The sequence below is a fragment of the Ureibacillus chungkukjangi genome (genome assembly GCF_044795995.1).
GTDB lineage: Bacteria > Bacillota > Bacilli > Bacillales_A > Planococcaceae > Ureibacillus > Ureibacillus chungkukjangi.
Genome location: NZ_CP085009.1, coordinates 223,834 through 242,442 on the forward strand (window position 1 = coordinate 223,834; position 18,609 = coordinate 242,442).

18 protein-coding genes are annotated in these 18,609 nt (G+C 36.2%); 11 read left to right on the forward strand and 7 right to left on the reverse strand.

The window, feature by feature from the left end; genetic code table 11:
- The first annotated feature begins 13 nt into the window (after positions 1–13).
- The 4 genes from LG296_RS01020 to LG296_RS01035 all read left to right on the forward strand — a co-directional run bounded on the left by LG296_RS01020 (position 14) and on the right by LG296_RS01035 (position 5,041).
- Positions 14–1,009, forward strand: coding sequence for an iron ABC transporter permease (locus LG296_RS01020; RefSeq protein WP_107935214.1), 996 nt, complete (start codon positions 14–16; stop codon positions 1,007–1,009).
- 10 nt (positions 1,010–1,019) lie between these two features.
- Complete coding sequence (locus LG296_RS01025) at positions 1,020–1,835, forward strand: ABC transporter ATP-binding protein (RefSeq protein ID WP_107935138.1); 816 nt, start codon at positions 1,020–1,022, stop codon at positions 1,833–1,835.
- The gene (locus tag LG296_RS01030) at positions 1,836–2,588 is read left to right on the forward strand and encodes an alpha/beta hydrolase (protein WP_107935137.1); all 753 of its coding nucleotides are present in this window, start codon (positions 1,836–1,838) and stop codon (positions 2,586–2,588) included.
- 212 nt (positions 2,589–2,800) lie between these two features.
- A complete protein-coding gene (locus LG296_RS01035; RefSeq protein ID WP_146223210.1) occupies positions 2,801–5,041 on the forward strand; it encodes an EAL domain-containing protein in 2,241 nt (746 codons plus the stop codon).
- Between the two features lie 53 nt (positions 5,042–5,094).
- Here LG296_RS01035 and LG296_RS01040 read toward each other — a convergent pair whose 3' ends face one another.
- Entirely contained in the window at positions 5,095–5,505 is a 411-nt protein-coding gene (locus tag LG296_RS01040) for a YugN family protein (protein ID WP_107935135.1), read from the reverse strand.
- Positions 5,506–5,593: 88 nt separating this feature from the next.
- A complete protein-coding gene (locus LG296_RS01045; RefSeq protein ID WP_107935134.1) occupies positions 5,594–6,394 on the reverse strand; it encodes a protein kinase domain-containing protein in 801 nt (266 codons plus the stop codon).
- 396 nt (positions 6,395–6,790) lie between these two features.
- On the opposite strand from LG296_RS01045, the gene LG296_RS01050 reads away from it, so the two are divergent.
- Together LG296_RS01050 and LG296_RS01055 are read left to right on the forward strand one after the other, a co-directional pair.
- Positions 6,791–7,213, forward strand: coding sequence for a MarR family winged helix-turn-helix transcriptional regulator (locus tag LG296_RS01050; RefSeq protein ID WP_181418017.1), 423 nt, complete (start codon positions 6,791–6,793; stop codon positions 7,211–7,213).
- Between the two features lie 72 nt (positions 7,214–7,285).
- Positions 7,286–8,428, forward strand: a complete 1,143-nt coding sequence (locus LG296_RS01055; RefSeq protein WP_181418021.1) for an MFS transporter — start codon at positions 7,286–7,288, stop codon at positions 8,426–8,428.
- A 53-nt stretch (positions 8,429–8,481) separates the two neighbouring features.
- Here LG296_RS01055 and LG296_RS01060 read toward each other — a convergent pair whose 3' ends face one another.
- From LG296_RS01060 to LG296_RS01070, 3 genes are all read right to left on the reverse strand, one after another.
- Positions 8,482–10,134, reverse strand: a complete 1,653-nt coding sequence (locus LG296_RS01060; protein WP_107935131.1) for a sodium:solute symporter family protein — start codon at positions 10,132–10,134, stop codon at positions 8,482–8,484.
- Between the two features lie 31 nt (positions 10,135–10,165).
- Entirely contained in the window at positions 10,166–10,468 is a 303-nt protein-coding gene (locus LG296_RS01065) for a DUF4212 domain-containing protein (protein ID WP_107935130.1), read from the reverse strand.
- Between the two features lie 708 nt (positions 10,469–11,176).
- The gene (locus LG296_RS01070; protein ID WP_146223211.1) at positions 11,177–11,833 is read right to left on the reverse strand and encodes a hypothetical protein; all 657 of its coding nucleotides are present in this window, start codon (positions 11,831–11,833) and stop codon (positions 11,177–11,179) included.
- A 352-nt stretch (positions 11,834–12,185) separates the two neighbouring features.
- Between LG296_RS01070 and LG296_RS01075 the strand changes: the two genes are divergently transcribed.
- From LG296_RS01075 to LG296_RS01090, 4 genes are all read left to right on the forward strand, one after another.
- Complete coding sequence (locus LG296_RS01075) at positions 12,186–12,635, forward strand: hypothetical protein (RefSeq protein ID WP_181418018.1); 450 nt, start codon at positions 12,186–12,188, stop codon at positions 12,633–12,635.
- Between the two features lie 159 nt (positions 12,636–12,794).
- Entirely contained in the window at positions 12,795–13,283 is a 489-nt protein-coding gene (locus LG296_RS01080) for a DinB family protein (protein WP_181418019.1), read from the forward strand.
- 118 nt (positions 13,284–13,401) lie between these two features.
- Positions 13,402–14,732, forward strand: a protein-coding gene (locus LG296_RS01085) for an IS3 family transposase (protein ID WP_235867716.1) whose coding sequence is annotated in 2 segments (ribosomal slippage) — positions 13,402–13,783 and positions 13,783–14,732 — 1,332 coding nt in all. Because the reading frame shifts where the segments join, the coding sequence is not laid out codon by codon here.
- A gap of 178 nt (positions 14,733–14,910) precedes the next feature.
- A complete protein-coding gene (locus tag LG296_RS01090; protein ID WP_107937581.1) occupies positions 14,911–15,447 on the forward strand; it encodes a DUF2179 domain-containing protein in 537 nt (178 codons plus the stop codon).
- 118 nt (positions 15,448–15,565) lie between these two features.
- On the opposite strand, the gene LG296_RS01095 is transcribed toward LG296_RS01090, so the two are convergent.
- Complete coding sequence (locus tag LG296_RS01095; RefSeq protein ID WP_181418115.1) at positions 15,566–16,195, reverse strand: DUF1643 domain-containing protein; 630 nt, start codon at positions 16,193–16,195, stop codon at positions 15,566–15,568.
- A gap of 343 nt (positions 16,196–16,538) precedes the next feature.
- Here LG296_RS01095 and LG296_RS01100 point away from each other — a divergent pair, with 343 nt between their 5' ends.
- The gene (locus tag LG296_RS01100; RefSeq protein ID WP_107937615.1) at positions 16,539–17,258 is read left to right on the forward strand and encodes a TerC family protein; all 720 of its coding nucleotides are present in this window, start codon (positions 16,539–16,541) and stop codon (positions 17,256–17,258) included.
- 75 nt (positions 17,259–17,333) lie between these two features.
- On the opposite strand, the gene LG296_RS01105 is transcribed toward LG296_RS01100, so the two are convergent.
- Positions 17,334–18,551, reverse strand: coding sequence for a PucR family transcriptional regulator (locus tag LG296_RS01105; RefSeq protein ID WP_107937585.1), 1,218 nt, complete (start codon positions 18,549–18,551; stop codon positions 17,334–17,336).
- Positions 18,552–18,609: the final 58 nt, after the last annotated feature.

Genomic DNA, 18,609 nt, shown 5'->3' on the forward strand with positions numbered 1-18,609 from the left:
CTTTCCTTTTATAATGATTACTTTGCTTTTTCTAATAATAGGTGCGAGCTATTTACATATAACAAATGGTGTTTTTAATATGTCTATCCTAGAGGTTTTGAAAACGCTATTCAGAATAGACCCCAATCGAGATTTCGACCTAGTAATCTTTGAATTTCGTTTACCACGTATTATTATTGCTGGATTAGTTGGTATTGGATTAGGGATGGCAGGGGTTATCCTGCAAGGAATTACAAGAAATGGGCTGGCTGATCCTGGCATACTCGGTATTAATGCAGGAGCTGGTGCAGCAATCGTTATTTTTATGTACTACTTTCAGGTACAGATAGTTAGTGCAGATATTAGTAGCTGGCTTTCCATCCTAATGATGCCGATTTTTGGATTCATAGGAGGGACGATTGCTGCTGCACTCATTTTCATGTTTGCCATAAAAAATAGTTTTCTAGATATGCAGCGATTAATTCTTACCGGGATAGCTATTAATAGTGGCTTTGGTGCACTTTCTATGTACTTATCCTTGAAAATGAATGAAAAGGATTATGAATCTGCTGCTGTTTGGCTGGCTGGCTCGATTTATAATGCCAACTGGATTTTTATTCTTTCGATGCTGCCCTGGATAATTCTTTTAGGATTTTATTTATATAAAAAAGCTTATTTACTGGATTATTTCCAGTTAGAAGAAAGTAGTATTACTAGCCTGGGAATCGCTGTTGAAAAAGAGAAAATCAAATTGCTACTTGCAAGTGTAGCCTTAGTAAGTGCCTGTGTATCGGTTTCAGGAAGTATTGGTTTTATTGGCTTAATGGCACCACATATCGCAAAACAACTAGTTGGTATTCGACATCAATATGTGCTACCTGTTAGCGCTCTTATAGGTGCCTCACTTTTAATAATTGCTGATTTTATAGGGAAAACGGTTTTTGCACCGACTGAGCTGGCTGTTGGTATTATCGTTTCCATTATCGGCATCCCGTACTTTTTATATTTGCTAGTAAAGGCAAAGGAGTAGGAGGAAAAGCATGAATCCAGCATTTCGAATTGAAAACCTGTCCTCGGGATATCAAGACAATTTAATATTAAATGGCCTAAATATAGTCATACCTGAAGGGCAGATTACAACAATTATAGGTCCAAATGGCTGTGGGAAATCTACACTGCTAAAAACACTTGGACGTATTTTGAAAAAGGATTATGGTGAGGTCTATTTGCAGGAGAAGAATATGGAGGGTCTATCAACCAAGGAAATTGCAAAACAATTGGCCATATTATCTCAATCTCCAACAGCACCTGCCCAGTTAAAGGTTGAGGAGCTAATTTCTTATGGAAGATACCCTCACCGAAAAAATGTAAATCGGCTTACAAATAAGGATGTTGAAGTGATTGAATGGGCTATGGAGGTAACTAACACGTTAGACTATCGGAATAAGGAATTAGCTCAGCTTTCCGGCGGACAAAGACAACGCGTCTGGCTTGCAATGGCTTTAGCTCAGGAAACTAGAATTCTACTATTAGATGAGCCTACAACTTACTTAGACATGGCCCATCAGCTCGAGGTTTTAATGATTGTTAAGGAGCTGAATGAGAGACATGGCTGTACGGTTGTCATGGTATTGCATGATATCAACCATGCAGCCCGTTTTTCCGATGGTTTGATTGCTATGAGAGAAGGGCAAATCATTAAGTGTGGAACTCCACAGCAAATTATTAATGCAGAAGTATTACAAGAGGTATTTCAAATCAACGCAAAGATTTTACATGATGAGGAGACAAATGCTCCGATCTGCTTTAGCTACGATGTGCAAAAGCAAAAGGCACCAAAATTGCAGGAGGTTTAAATGAGTAATTTTACAATAGATTCGAAAAACACAAACTATCAATATGATATTTCGGTATATGTTCCAAATATGGAAACACCAAAAGAAGGGTTCCCAATCATTTATGTGCTTGATGGGCGAAGCTACTTTGATTTTGCTAAACAAACGATTAATTTACAAGTTAGAAACTCTCCAAAAACAAAAATAGAGGGAGCCATTGTTGTAGGAATTGGTCATCAGGAAAATGGAGAAAGTCTTAGAAGGTTTCTTGACTTTACAGCACCAGCAAGTGACTACCATTTCCCAGAGCATACAAAAGGTAAATGGGTCGAGATAAATGAATTGGGCGGGGCAGAAAATTTCAGCCGCTTCATCGAGGAAGAGCTGAAGCCTGTAATTGAAGCCCGCTATCCTATCAATAAAAATAAGCAAACCTTATATGGTCATTCCTTGTCGGGATATTTTGTGCTTTGGAGCTACTTAACTAAGAATAAGTGCTTTCAAGCTTACCTGGCAGTAAGTCCATCTCTTTGGTGGAATGACGAAGAATTATTCCAATATCTTGAAAATGAAGATGTTAAGGAGAATTGTTCAGTATTTATCATTGCTGGGGAGCAGGAAGGCTTTATGGTAACAGATGCAATACGGTTTTATGATAAGCTCCCAACCTGTGAAACAAAGCAATTGTATATAGCACCCGAGGAAAATCATGCATCGGTCGTTCCTACTACAATGAGTAGAGCCTTCCGCTTTTTGACTGAAATAAATAAGTGAAAGTAAACAAAAGCAACCAACATAAAGTTTGGTTGTTTTTTTTATGTACAAGCTCTTAGAGAGGGGTGAGCTATATTTTCAAACAATAACATAGGTAGAAATTACCTATACTTTAACGGTGACTTTTATACTAAAATGGTAATAGCTAAACATTTCCAATTTATTGATAAATGTAGGAGGAAGTGGGAATTTTAAGGTATAAGGAACCGAAATTGAATATTTTAAAACGCCTTTTTAATAATGAAGAAAATACTGAAATAGCCGAACTAAACAAAATAGCTAATACGATTAATTTCGACTCTATACAACTAGATGAAAAGGGTATAGAAAGTGAGATTAATAGTTTCCAATATATATTCGACCATTTAACAACAGGAATATGGATGCGTGAGGAGCCTCATGGTGATTTACTCTATGCTTCAAAAGGGTTTGAGGAGATTCTAAATCTGCCTTTAAAAACAATTTACGAAACGCCCTCCTTAAGATATCGAATGGTCCACCCAATGCATAAAAAAGAAGTGGCTACTAATTTTGAGCTCGTTGCCAAAGGGAAAACGGTGCAAATGCTGTATCCGATTACAGATGGAAAAGAGCAGAAAAAGTGGCTTCTAGAACAAATTGTCCCTAGAGTAAATGAAAACGGTATTGTCAGTCAGGTTTTTGGCATGATTACAGATGTGACACATGAAGTAGATATCGAAGAAAAACTTAATTTTCTAGCAAACTATGACTCATTGACAAAGCTGCCAAATCAAAAAAGTTTATTTGAAAAGCTTGACCAAGACTGTAGGGAAGGGGCAGATTTTGCGTTACTTTATTTTGATATCGACCGATTCCATGTTATTAACAATTCGTTAGGCTATCAAATTGGCGATGAGGCATTAAAAAAGATTGCGCTCCGTTTATCTGACCTAACGCCGGAAGAAGGCTATCTTGCACGTTTAAACAGCAATGATTTTATAATGATTGTTAAGAAATATCGGGATGAAAAAGAAATTTATCAATTAGCAGAAAAAATTCTGGGTACTTTTGAAAAATCCATTACAATCCAGGATTATGTTTTGCATATTACAACGAGTATCGGTATTACCTTCTTCCCTGAGGAGGGCGAGAGGAGGTTAACCTTACTAGAAAACGCACACACTGCTTTATATCAAGCAAAACGGCAGGGGAAAAATACCTATCATTTGTTTTCTCACTCGAGAGATATCCCGTCCTATAAAAAGTATGTTCTTGACCGAGATATGCGACTAGCTTTATTGAATGATGAGTTTACTTTATATTTTCAGCCTCAGGTTGAGCCGAGTAAAGGGTTTGTTGTAGGGGCAGAGGTGCTTATTCGTTGGCAGCACCCTGAGTGGGGAGATATATCCCCAGGAGAATTCATCCCATTAGCGGAAGAAAATCATATGGTAAATCAAATCATCGATTGGGAAATTGAAAAGGTGTGTGCCATCCTTCATGAATGGAAGAGGAAGGGCTACCGTCTCTATCCGATTTCCATCAATGTATCACCAATTCGATTTATGAAAAAGGGATTAGTCGAATTTGTAAAGGCACAATTAGAAAAGTATGATGTAAAGCCACAATACTTAGAATTAGAGATTACCGAAAGCTCTCTTTTAAAAACCGATCAAACAGTTTTAACCATCCTAAAGGAATTAAAGGCATTAGGAGTAAAAGTAGCGGTTGATGATTTTGGAACCGGTTATTCCTCTCTGGACTATTTAAGGAAGATAAAGCCCGATACCATTAAAATCGACAAAACCTTTATAAATAATATTAAGAGCGAAAGTGAAGTCGATAAAGGGGTAATTGCTTCAATTTTATTTTTAGGTAAAAGACTCGAGATGAAAGTGGTTGCAGAAGGGGTTGAAGATAAGGAACAGCTGGATTTTTTAAAGCACAACGAGTGCGATATGATACAGGGCTTCCTGTTTTCAGAGCCTGTACCCCAAGAAAAGTTCGAAAAAATTATTCAGGTAGGATATTTAAAGGCAGTACAAAGAACGAAAAAGAAAAGCAGCTTGCGAGAAAATCGTAAATTTTATCGATTTGAATTGCCTTTATATATCCATGGTAAAATGACCATTGCTGAAGTAAATGATCAGGTGGTTCAGGTAGGCTCAACACCGGTATTAATTGAAAATTTAAGCTTGGGTGGCATTAAGGTTCTATCGAATTTAAAGCTACCCGTGAACTCTAATATGAAATTTAAATTTGAGTTTAAAGTGCTTAACGAGGTGATTGAGGTTTTTGGGAAATTAAGGTGGATTGAAGATGAGCTTCAGGACGTGTACTCCTATGGGGTAATATTCAACTTAAATCGAAGCTTAGAGGATAACCTATCTAGGCTCATAAATCGAATGACTACATTAAGAATTACGAACCAACCGATTCCAAATACAGAATTTATTTATGACCAAGTTGCTCAATTTTTCAATAAATCGTAAAAGAAGCAATGTAGAACCAAATTCCAAAGGTTCTACATTGCTTCTCGTTCTATTTAGTTAATATATTGGAGCACCTTTCCTACGACCTGCTCACCAGCATGAACCCATTTGTGTTTATTTTCAATTTTGCCATCTTTATCTACGGGAGTTTGGAACTGACTAAACCCTGTAGCATCTAAGAGAGAGCTTTCATCATAATCTAATCCGTAATTTACAATATGTTTAATGACAAAGGGGGTTTTAAATTGAATATAAGCGTTATCAGAATCAAGGACACCACTAATAACAACAAAAGGTAACCTTAAATAGATTGTTTCTCCATCCTGTTTAGACAAGATAGCATCGAAAAAGCCTCGATCGTAATCCCAGTAACCGCCCAGGCAAAAACCGTAATTCTTTAACTTATTACGCAAATAACCAAATTGTGCTTGTTTCCCATCAAGTTCGGATTCAAATTGTAACATTGGTGTCTTATTCCTCCATCTAGATTTGTTATAAGCATGGACAAGAATTATGTTACTGATACCTTATCTTGTAAATAAACAACATAAACTAGTATATATTGGTGTTTTCAATATGTTCTCTTAAAGGTAGACTTTGTAATGCATCTGCAGCACTAGAAAATGCAGGTCGAATTATTAGAAGTCGCTCTATATATTCAATAACCTCTTGTGGTAACAGTAATTCCTCCTGCCAACTTCGTTCTTTCTTCTTGGTAGGTGTGTAGGTGGAATAGAGTAAAAAAAGCAGGAAATGCCCAATGTAATATAGATCACTAATATGATTTTCTGCTCGCTTCGGATTATTTATCTTATCTAATTGAAGTTCAGGTTTCATATATGCAGCTAATCCAAAATCGATAATATGAAGAGTATTATCCTTTAGTAAAATATTTGGAATGCGTAAATCTCGATGAACAATGCCTTTTTTATGAAACTCTATCAAAATTTGAAGCAATTCCTTAGTAATTTGCATGGATTGCTTGAGCGAGAAAATTTGCCCATCCTGAAAAATAGACTGTTCAAAGGTCTTTCCCTCAATATAATCCATTATATAAAATGGGATTCCACTAATTTCCCCTTTTGAAACCAGCTTTGGTACATTTGGAAGTTCTATTTCGTTAAGAATTGAAATTTCTTGATCGAATTTTTGGCGTATTTTTTTCTTATGACGATGCTTTGTTTTCAAGCGTTTTAACACATATTTTTTATGAGTATTCATATCCTCAAGTAAATAGGCAACCCCATAAGCCCCAACACCAATTTCTTCGATAAAGTTATAAATGGTTTTAGCTGTTACATAATCTTTTACGAGGTGATTGTATTTTTTTTCGGAAAAATATCGAAGCATCATTAGCTACTGAAAAAGCTGCGTGAACTTCTTGAACCGAAAAAGCCGGAGCTACGTTTGTAGCCTTTTTTATAATGCTTGTGACCGTAGTAATTGTGTTTTCTAGAATAATGTTTTCTGCTACTTGAGGAGTGACGGCGCTTCCCATGTCCTCCACCTAATATTCCCTTTAAAATCTTATCTAACATACAATCTTTCCTTTCTTAAAGTTCATTTATTTAAATGATCTTGTTTTATTTTTGGTGATAATTATTATACGAAAAAAAGTGAATTAAGTTTCATCTCCTTAAGATGACTTTTTGCTAGAAGTTTATGTATTAAATATATGGACAGGCCTTCTTGTGAGGTGTAAAGTATAATAGTTAGTTAGGCTAACTATCTAAATTCGGAGGGATGAAAATGAGTGGTTTAGAGCCAACACTTTTTGACAGCTATCGAGAGCTTTATCGTCCATATGTAAATGCAGTAAACCTTCGATTAGCAAAATATAATTTATATACGACTCAGTGGAGTGTTTTAAGGTTAGTCAATGATTTGAATTCATGTACTTCGGCAGAAATCGCAAAAGAGATGCGAGTTGAAAAACCGAGTATTACACCAACGATAAAAAAGCTAATTGAACTCGGGTTTGTCGAAGTAACTCAAGGTGAGGACAAAAGAGAAAAGTACGTACGCCTTTCGCAAAAAGGAAAAGAAGTTTATATATCGATTCAACAGGAGTTAGCTACATTTTTAAATGGGCTTACCGAAGGCATTAACGAGGAAGATTTGAAAACTACTCGCGATGTCTTAAATCAAATATTAGAAAATCTATTGAGATAGGATAGGGGAGTAAAGAACGTGATTGAAAAGACCGTGATTGAAAAAGAACGATTATGGACCAGAAATTTCATCATGATTTCATTGACTAATTTTCTGGTCACTTTAATATTTTATTTACTAATTGTAGTTATTGCAGGATATGCGGTTGATGAATTTGATGCATCAACAAGTACTGCTGGACTAGTTTCGAGTATCTTTATTGTTGGTTCATTAGTAGGTCGATTAATAACAGGCAGAGTTATTACCTCTATCGGAAGTAAAAGAACCTTTCAAATCGGGCTAATTGCATTCCTTATTACAACATTTGCTTATTTTATCGCTGTGAATTTGCCAGTATTAATATTAATTCGTTTATTGCACGGTGTAGCTGTAGGGATTATTGGAACGACAACAGGGACACTGATCGCACAAATTATTCCGCCATCAAGACGTGGCGAGGGTATTGGTTATTTTAGTATGAGTGCAGTGCTGGCAACAGCAATTGGTCCGTTTATTGGTATACTCCTTACACAAAATACAGAAAGTTTTACTTCTATATTTATTTTTAATGCTATTTTAGTAGTTGTTTGTGTATTAATGTATTTCACTGTGAATTTGAATAATATTAAAGCACCAATTATACAGAAGGAAGCAACAAGTGAAAAAGGGTTTAAGCTTAGCAACTATATTGAGCCAAAAGCATTGCCTATATCAATAATTGTGTTATTTATTGGCTTTGCTTACTCTGGTGTGATGTCGTTTCTATCATTCTACTCAGAGAGTATTGATTTAGTAAAAGCGGGTAGCTACTTTTTCCTTGTCTACGCGATTACTATTCTATGTACTCGACCAATCACTGGCCCTTTAATGGATCGAAAAGGAGCAAATATAGTAGTCTATCCGGCGTTAGGTATTTTTGCAGTCGGCATGCTGTTATTTAGTCAAGCCACAAATTCGTTTCTCTTTTTAGTCGCAGCAGGGTTAATCGGAATTGGGTATGGCAATATGAACTCCATTGCCCAAGCCTTGGCCGTTAAGTCAACTGAACCTCATCGATATGGTCTTGCCACTTCAACCTACTTTATATTACTCGATATCGGATTAGGGGTAGGTCCATTTGTATTAGGACTGATTGAACCTCACACAACCTACCGCATACTTTTTTTAGCAATGGTTCCAGTAATCCTAATTGCTCTTGTTTTATACTATTTCTTAGTTCATAAAAAAAATCATTAAAGTACCAGGTACCCAAACAATTCAGAATTGTTTGGGTACCTGGTACGTTTTTTTTAATCTTCCATATAGACTTCGCCGTCTTTGTAAGTCATTTGTTCTGGGTAGCGAAGGTTGATAACGGCATCTTGGATTTCTTGTGAAGGTGGTTTAGTTGAAAGGGATACAATGATGTTTGTGGCAAATGCAGCAATCGCACCGAACACACCAGCACCTGTATCGATAATGCCCAAGATTGTAAAGCCACCATATTTTGCAGCAAAGATATAAGCCAAGGTTACACCTAAACCAACAAGCAACCCAGAGATTAAGCCTTTTGAGTTGGAACGCTTCCACCAAACACCGAGGACTAGGGCAGGGAAGAATGTACCCGTTGCAATTGCAAAGGCCCACGCTACAATTTGCGTAATAGCTCCAGGAGGATTTAATGCTACTAAACCAGCTAAAAGTGTAGCCACTACAATTGTGATACGCCCAACATTTAATCGTTGTTTGTCTGTAGCAGTTGGCTTAATGATGCGATAGTAAATGTCGTGAGCAAAGGCAGAAGAAATCGCGATTAATAATCCACCTGCAGTTGAAAGGGCTGCAGCCATAGCACCGGCAGCGACTAAACCGATAACAAAAATACCTAAATTCGCAATTTCAGGAGTTGCCATTACAACAATATCGTTCGCAATGATTAATTCATTCCATTGCAGAATCCCATCAGCACTTGAATCAGCTACCTTTAATAGCCCAGTATCTACCCAAGTTTTCGTCCAGGCAGGGAGTTCTGCAATTTTACTTCCAGCTACCTGAGTCATTAAGATGAAACGAGAGAATGCTGCATAAGCTGGAGCAGAGAAGTATAATAACCCGATGAATAATAATGCCCAAGCACCTGACCAACGAGCAGCTTTCATTGTAGAAACGGTATAAAAACGAGCAATTACGTGAGGAAGACCGGCAGTACCAGCCATTAAAGTAAACATAAGTGCAAGGAATTGCCATTTACTTCCTTTTTCAAACGGAGCAAAGTATTCAGATAGTCCAAGCTCCCGATCAAGTTCTCCTAACTTACTAACAACCTCTCCATAAGATAACCAAGGAAGAGGGTTACCTGTAATTTGCAGTGACATGAAAATTACAGGAACAAGATAAGCGATAATTAATACAAGATATTGTGCAACCTGTGTCCATGTAATCCCTTTCATTCCGCCGAATGCCGCATAAATTGCAATAATAACGACACCAATCATTGTTCCTAGTCTCGCATCAATTTCAAAAAGACGACCAATTACCACTCCAGAACCTGACAACTGACCAATGGAATAAGTGAAACTAATAATCATCGTACAAATCGCTGCAATAATGAGTGCAGCTTTACTCTTATAACGGTCGCCGATAAATTCAGGAACAGTATAGCTACCAGATTTTCTAAGCTGTGGTGCAAGCAAGAACGTTAACAGTAGATAACCACCAGTCCAGCCCATAATATAAGCTAACCCGTCATAGCCTAGCATCATGATTGTTCCGGCCATACCGATGAACGAAGCTGCACTCATCCAGTCCGCACCAATTGCCATCCCATTAAATAATGGTGGTACGCCTCGACCGGCTACATAAAACTCAGATGTTCCTTTTGCCCTGTTTAAAACGGCAATTCCAATATATAAAGCGAAAGTCGCTAAAATCATCGCCAATGAAACAATAAATTGTGTATCCAAAAACCATCCCCCTTTATTGTGCTGTTAGTTTTTAATGATTGGAAGTCGTTCCTCGACCAATCAATTCATTTTTGTTATGGTCAATCCCATATTTTTTGTCGATTTTATCCCCTACAATTGCATTAACAAATAGTAATATAATAAAGACCGCTAAAGCTCCTTGTGCTCCCATAAAATAATGTAATGGGAACCCATTAAAATAAACATCACTTAAAGGTTCAGCGATAAGCACGACACCATAAGAAACAATAGCCCAAATTATAAAGTAGATAACCATATAGGTATTTTTCTCACGGAAGTACGCGTCAGCCTTGCTTTTCTCAATTTTTCTCACTAGATCACCCCTGTTTTTCAATTTCCTAAAACGTTTTTGTAAGGATGTTTTATGAAACACCAAACTTAAGTTTCCCACTTCCTTTTTGTTAGAATTCTATTTTTACTTTGTCTGCTATTCTCGATAGACAAAGAAAAAATGAAAATTGATATTGATAATTAAGAGCTAGGTTTTAGTCGTTAGGGAAATGTAGAATTGTTCATAAGAAGAATAGGTAGTGTCGTAATTACTGTAGACTAAAGATAAATTTAATAGTATCGATAAATGGAACTGGTACAAGTATGATTTCCACGATGATGAATAGCACAATTGCTACGAAAGGCACTACAAGAATTCCAAAGCGTTTTTTTCTTAATGCGACGACTAGACAGATTGCGGTTAGTATCAGAAAAATGTATAAAATGGACCATGACCTCCTTCATCTACGACAGCAGATTCACTATGTTAAAAGGTATGAGGAGAAATGTAACAATATTATTGATTTTTAAAGAAAAAAATGTTTATAACAGTGAAATTTAGTATGTTTCATCCATCTTTCGAATTAAATAATTTTAAACCCGAAATAGTTTAACCGAACTATTATTTAAAATATTATGGGGATAAAGGATAATTGAAATTGTGGGGGAGCAAGAAATGTAGATGATGATCATAGAAACCCACAAAAACAAAAATAAAATTGGCCCAGATAAGGATTAGGCCAATCTTTTCTTACAATATATATTTACAAAAATATTCTGCCATCTCTTGATAGGTCAAGTTTAATTTACGCATTAAGCCTAAGCAGTTGGATAATACGATGTCGGCTCCTTCAGATTGTTCAAATTCAACACCGTAATCTGTTTGAAGATAGTTGGCGAAATCCCACTTCTCGGGTGAGTTTTGCTTCGCACCGTTATAATAATTATCCATTTCACTATATAAATCCTCAAAAAATTGTTCAAATAACTCACTTCGTTCTTTTAGATATCGGTAAGTACTACTATTAGTTGGCACTGTCGAAGCATAAACATCATTTGTAACAATTTGAATTATATCTTCCTCATTAATGTATTCGCTTGCGGTTTCCTCGATCATCCAAATCGCTGATTGAAATAAAGGATGGGATTCTAGCGTTTGCACATTGTCTAGCTTTTTTCGATGAAACTTTTTTAAAATAATGCCTTCGTCTGAAACATAAAGAACTTCATATTGGAATGTGGTATCTACTTCCCAGGTGTTGTCTTCCTCTAAAATGGCATAGCTTTCCCCATAAAGTACTTCTGTTTGCAGGTGAATTGGTTCAAATTCGTAATACGTTGACCCCTCAACCGCATAACCAGAATACTTCATATAAACATCTTGAACGTCTTTTTTGCCCGGGTTCACAAGACATAAACTGTATTTTTCCTTTGGAATAACAAATTGAAGAATAGCATTCAGCTCCTTCTAGGTTGTTAGGCCAGTTTTCTGGCTGTATAAGAAAAAGCGATTCGTTAAAACATATTCTCAAAATTAAATATTATTCATCATTATTGGTTTTTCTTATAGATTCTTAAAATTTATGGTGAAGAATTAATAAAATTATTATGGTTTTTCAAGTATCTAGGAGGAGACTTAGCAGAAATACTTTTTAATCTTTTTTTCATAGAAACTTTTATAGTAGGGATGGACAACCTATACGGGCTCTTTTTTTCTACATAAATTGATATTAGATTAGATAGAAAGGAGGAGTAGTATATTGAACCCTTTTGATTTTGATAATTCACGTGGTAGAGGGCCAGGAGGTGATGGACAAAGATTCGGCTTTCCAGGAGGACTTCCAGGGCTTCCAGGAATCCCAGGACTTCCAGGATTCCCTGGCGGTGCTCCAGGAGGATTCCCCGGAGCTCCAGGCTTTCCAGGAGGTGGCCCAGGCCAACTTCAAGCACCAACGACACCGCCGCCAAGCTTTACACCACAAATGACGTCAATTCAACAACAAGAATTCACTCGCAGTGGCGGAATAGGTAATATTAGAAGATGCTTTTTCAGAAACACATTTATATGGCTGAGAAATGGTAATAGTTTCTGGTTCTTCCCAATGCTTGCCTTTGGAAATCAAATTATCGGTTTCCGTTGGAGAGGAACTAGAGGTTGGGTTTATGATGTCATCAACCGGAATAGTATCTGGTTCTTCCAATGCTACTAATAAATTAGCATACCCATCCACATCCCTATAGCTCGTGAATATACCCCTAATTTAAAGTGAGATACCGGTTTGTATCTCACTTTTTTAATTTTTGGGGGAAGTTCTAAGTTGATGTGAGAGGGAATATGAAATACTAATGACTTTTTTGGGGGAATGGTAATGGAAAATCTACATAAAGTTCGAGCAGAGATTCTAGAAAGTGTTAGTGATTTAACAGATGACCAATTAAATCAAGTGATAGAAGAAGGGTCTTGGAGTATCGCACAAGTTTTAGAGCATTTATATTTAATGGAAGAAAATGCAGTACGTTTAATCAGCCATTCGCTTACATTGGATGAATTCGAGGCGCCTGGCACATTCCCTCTTCATGTAGTTGCAGATCGTACTAAGAAGATTAATGCTCCAGAGTTTTTAATGCCAGCTAATAACTTTCAAACCTTAGATGAGTTAAAGCAGAAATTGGCTACTTCAAGGGCTTCGTTAGAAAAAATTTCACAGGAAACAAGTGAGGAAGATTTAAATCAAAAAACATTTGCCCATCGTCGCTTTGGTGTCTTAACCTTAAATCAATGGATTTCATTAGTAGGCTATCATGAGCAGCGTCATGTTGGTCAAATAGAAGACGTAAAAAAAGCATTAATTAAATAAATCTAAAAGCCACTAGTAATAATAAAATGTACCCTATAAGATGGACACTTTAAAAAAAGTCCTTCTTGTAGGGTACTTTTGTTTATAATGAGAAAAAAGATGTTGGAGCGGAATTAGAATGACGAAAAGATTATTAACGAAAAAAGAACAAGAACTGCTAAAAAGAAACCCTTATGTAAAGTCAGTCAGCGAGAAAGCGATTACCTATACCGACGAATTCAAACGTCATTTTATTGCAGAAAATGAACAGGGGAAGCTACCTAGAGATATCTTCGAGGAAGCTGGCTTAAGTGTGGACTTAATTGGAATGGATCGTATTAAAACAGCGGGGAAACGCTGGCGTGCAGCCTATCGTAATTCTGGCATTGTAGGTTTACAAGATACTCGTAAAATGAATTCCGGCCGACCTTCTGAACGGAAATTAACCCCAGAAGAAAAAATCGCCCGTTTAGAAGCGAAAAACCAGTTATTACGTGCAGAAAATGAACTACTAAAAAAGCTCGATCTACTCGAAAGGCAGATGTTGAAGAAGAAATTACAATCGAAACGAAACTAAAATTTGAATTAATCCACCAGACGCTTCAAAAGTATAAACTAAAGCGTATGGTGAGCTATCTATGTAAGGTAATGGGTGTGTCTCGTTCAGGGTTCTATCATCATTTTGATGAAAAATCAGCGCAAAATCGCGCCAAACAAGATGAAGCAGATGAAGTGGTGAAAGACATCATTTTAAAGGCGTATCATTTCCGAGGACGTAAAAAGGGAGCACGCCAAATTAAAATGACGCTTCAAAGCCAATATAGCATCACCTATAACTTAAAGCGGATTCGCCGCATTATGAAGAAATTTAACATCATCTGTCCAATTCGCAAGGCAAATCCTTATCGAAGAATGGTCAAAGCGACGAAAGAACACCGCATTTATGCGAACGAATTAAAACGCAAATTTAAACAAGGTATAGTGGGTAAAGTGTTATTGACAGACATCACATATTTGCCATATCGAAACGGCAAACGTGCATATTTATCAACGATTAAGGACGCTGAAACGAACGAAATTCTAGCTTATGAAGTGTCATCTTCTTTACACTTGGACATCGCTCTGAATACGTTGAAGAAATTAAAAAAACATTCGCATTTAGCAGAAGATGCCTTTATCCATTCCGATCAGGGTTTCCATTATACAAGCCCGATTTACCAGGCATTGGTGAAGAAAATGGGTTTAGGTCAGTCTATGTCACGGCGAGGAAACTGTTGGGATAATGCGCCTCAAGAATCATTCTTTGGGCATTTAAAAGATGAAACAAACTTTAGCAATTGTGAAACGCTTGAAGAAGTAAAACGTGAAATCAAAAGTTACATGACCTATTACAATCATTATCGTGGGCAATGGAATTTAAAAAAGCTGCCGCCTGCAAAATACAGACAGCAGCTTCAACAAGTTGCCTAGGCTCTTTTTCAAAATGTCCTTTACAAAGGGTACACTTTATAAAAGCTAGTGGCTTTTTGAATATCTTTTTATTGTTAAATTATTGGTTTCTACCTAGACGATAAAAAATAATAAGAGTACAATACGTCATTGTGGGTAAACAATAAGGATAATAGATTATTTTGAAAGAGGCGTTTGTATGACTAATATTATATTAATTTTAATATTGCAGCTCGTTTACGTACCGTTATTAACGTTGCGTACGATTTTCTTAGTAAAAAATCTTACATTATTTGCGGCTATTTTTGGGATACTAGAAATGCTGATTTATGTTTTTGGTCTTTCTTTAGTGTTTAATGGAGATCAAAATATACTAGCGATGGTTGTTTATGCGGTTGGATTTGGACTGGGAATGTTCTTAGGAACGAAAATTGAAAACAAATTAGCGATTGGTTACGTTTATATCACTATTAATACACAAAATAAAAATCAAGAACTCGTAGATACATTAAGAATAAATGGTTTCGCCATTACAACCTATGTTGGAGAAGGGCGAGATAGCGATCGCTATAAATATGAAATATTAGCAAAGCGAAATCGTGAAAAAGAAGTATTTACACTTGTTGAAAACATTGAACCAAAAGCATTTATCATTTCCTATGAGCCAAAATCCTTTAAAGGCGGCTTCTTAGTAGATCGGATGCGAAAACAGGCAAAACTAAGACTTAAGCAATAATAAAAGCTAGGGAATATTCCTAGCTCTTTTTTTATTTAGATAGCAACAGTGCAGGAAATTCCATGTTTTTAGGATTGTTTAATAGGGAGGCATTCTATATTAATTGCAAGTGGTATGTTTACTTTTCAAGTGAAAGAGGCTTGATATTTAAGTTGAATGTTTGGATGAGCTGTTGGAGTCTTTCGGATTTGGCAGGACCTTTTGGACAAGGGTGAAAGTATTCGTTATTCTCAGATAAGACACCGAATGAAGGGATGCCGCTTGCATTAATGAGTTGAAGCCAATCTCTTTTTTCTTTCTCAAAATAACGCCATCTATTCCTTTTTTCAACTCCCCAGCCCATGAGGATCCAAGGATGCTGTGTCATTTCAAAAAGAGAAGGCAGTGTGATGGTAGGATATTTCCCAGTAGTTTTCAAAAGCTCAAAAAGTTCAATAGCTTCCACACTTGCGGTATTTCTAACGTAAAATAAATTATAGATATGAAGTCGGCCCTCTAAATTTGAATGAGTAGCTTTCATAAAATGAATCAATTGACGCATGGTATTGTCTATCGTCGTTTCATCAGTATGGGAACCATTCATAATTAGCTTTTTTCTTGCCTCTCCTTGTAACTCAGCTGAACCAGGGTTTAACATGATCACGGCACCCAATGACTTGCGCGAAGATCCAAATTGTATATACGTATTTGTACGATAAACTTCCTCTCCAATAAGCTGAAAGGTGGCAATAGCTTTTACATTTTCCACTCCCAAACCTCCATCATACATAGTGTTATTCATCATATTCATAAGGGGTTGGAATTATTATCCTGAATTTACTATTAAAGAAATTTTTCTGAAAAAATGAATTCTTAACGTGGAATTGGGAGGTTAACCAATAAAATTTATGTGTGAAAATTGGTTGAAATTAATTGAAAGGTATATAATGAATACTGTTAGAAATGACATGCCATATAATTGATACGAGTAAATTTGGGGTATATCTATTATATGGATATATCTTTTTTCTATTGAATGGCAAATGAATTACAATTCATAATTCGAGGAGACGAGTAGGGTGTTAGAAGAAATATTTTCAACTTATGCTTCCATGTTCGATTGGCATATGTGGGCAAACGTATTAACGAGTTCGGAAAGCTGGGGACTAATCTTGTCTTTAGCAGTCATGGAATGTATTTTATCAGCAGATAATGCATTGGTGCTTTCTGCTTTCGTAAAGCCACTGCCAAAGGAACAGCAAAAAAAGGCTCTAATTTATGGGCTATGGGGAGCTTACATTTTCCGTTTTATCTTTATTGGACTCGGTACAGTGTTAATTAAATTCTGGCCAATCAAACTAATAGGGGCTCTTTATTTATTGTATTTAGCATTTAAGTTTTTCCGTGAAAAAAGTAAAGGTCAGGATACTGATGAGGAAGCTGACGCGAAACCCAAGGGCTGGTTAGTAAAGGTGTTCGGTGTATTTTGGGCAACGGTAATTAGTGTAGAGCTAATGGATTTAGCTTTTTCAGTAGATAGTATTCTTACGGCACTCGCTATCTCTGAACAGGTATGGGTAGTTTTACTTGGAGGGATGATCGGTATTTTACTAATGCGAGGTATTGCGACATTTTTCATTACTCTTATGAATAAGGTGCCAGAATTGGAAACGACCGCCTATGTGTTGATAGTATTTATTGCACTTAAAATGGGCTTAACTCTCGTAAATATCCACATTCCAAATGAAATATTTATTGTCGTATTAGTTTTAGCGTTTATATTAACCTTTATTATTCATGCATTTCGAAGCAAAGAAAGTACAGCAAAATAAATAGATAGATGGTGAAAAAGTCTAAGCTTTTTCACCATTTTTTACTTTACGCCTTAGTGCAACTAATGCATATTGCTAAAAGACTTGGCGCTTAGTCGAGTTTTCTAATAGATTGTTCTTCTGGCTTAAAATGTCTTCAATCATCAACGCCATATTTAAATTAGTTCTTGTAAAAGTATGATTGAGGTTGGCATCGAGTAATGCTTCAATCTTTTTTATTTTATAGTTCACAGTGTTTCGGTGAATAAATAGTTTTTTGCTAATTCTAATAGTGCTGCCTTCCTCTGCAAGGAAAATACGTAAAAAGTGCACAAAATCAGTGTTATGGAGGTGGTCATACATATAAAGCGGCCCTAACATATCCTGTTGAAACGCCTTTATAATTGATTGATCGGATACATTCATTAGTAGCTTATAGGCACCAATTTCTTTGTATTTTTGAATGAAGGGATTTTTGTGCTGCTCTACTAAGTGAATGACGGTTAGAGATTCTTTGTAGCTTTTTGCGATATCTCCTAAATAAGTTGAAAAATTCCCCATACCAATTATTAAATCCTCTTGACCGTTCATCTCAGTCACCTTTTCGTAGATTTTCTCTACTGTTTTGGAAAATGGGATATGAGCTGTTTTAACCTCTTGCCGATTTATAAGAAAGATTAATTGATTATGCTGCTTTAAAGCTAGGAAGTAATTATAACGATTTTGAAATTCATAAAGAATAATTGATTCGTAACGATGAATGTTATTTTTTGAGGAAGTAGGTGTTGTACAAGTGATAATTCCGAGTTCTGAACCATTCGGGAATCCGCGTTTTTCCAAGGATTCAATCGAAAATTGAAATTCATCATAGTGAAAAATCAAATTGTATAGAAGTTTTTCATCTGATTGCTGCTGGTGTGCAGACTGTTGTTTTACTGAAAGGAATTGAAAAGTACTTTTTAGTAAGTCGGCAATACGATATTTCCAGGCCATTTCAAAAATAGGGATTTGTTTATCATTGGCAAATTGAATAGTTGAAGAAGGTATCTTTGAAATATAAGGTCCCGTATTAACGATAAACCCCGCTACCCTCTTCTCAAATGCCTTTTCTATAAGCTCTTCTAATTGTTTTGAGTCACTATCTAAATGAATCCCGGTTGTAATGATGATTTCGTTTGGACGGCAAAAAGGAATTAGATCAACGCTTTCAATCACATTTATACCAGAAATTTGCCTGTAAAGCCCATTTTCTCCTGCTATTAATTTGAGCATTTTAAATTCTGGTTCTACTAGTAGATCGCTTACTGACGCCATATTAAACTTCCTCCCTTATTAGGATGTTAGAAGACTTAACATTAGAACTATGCAATTG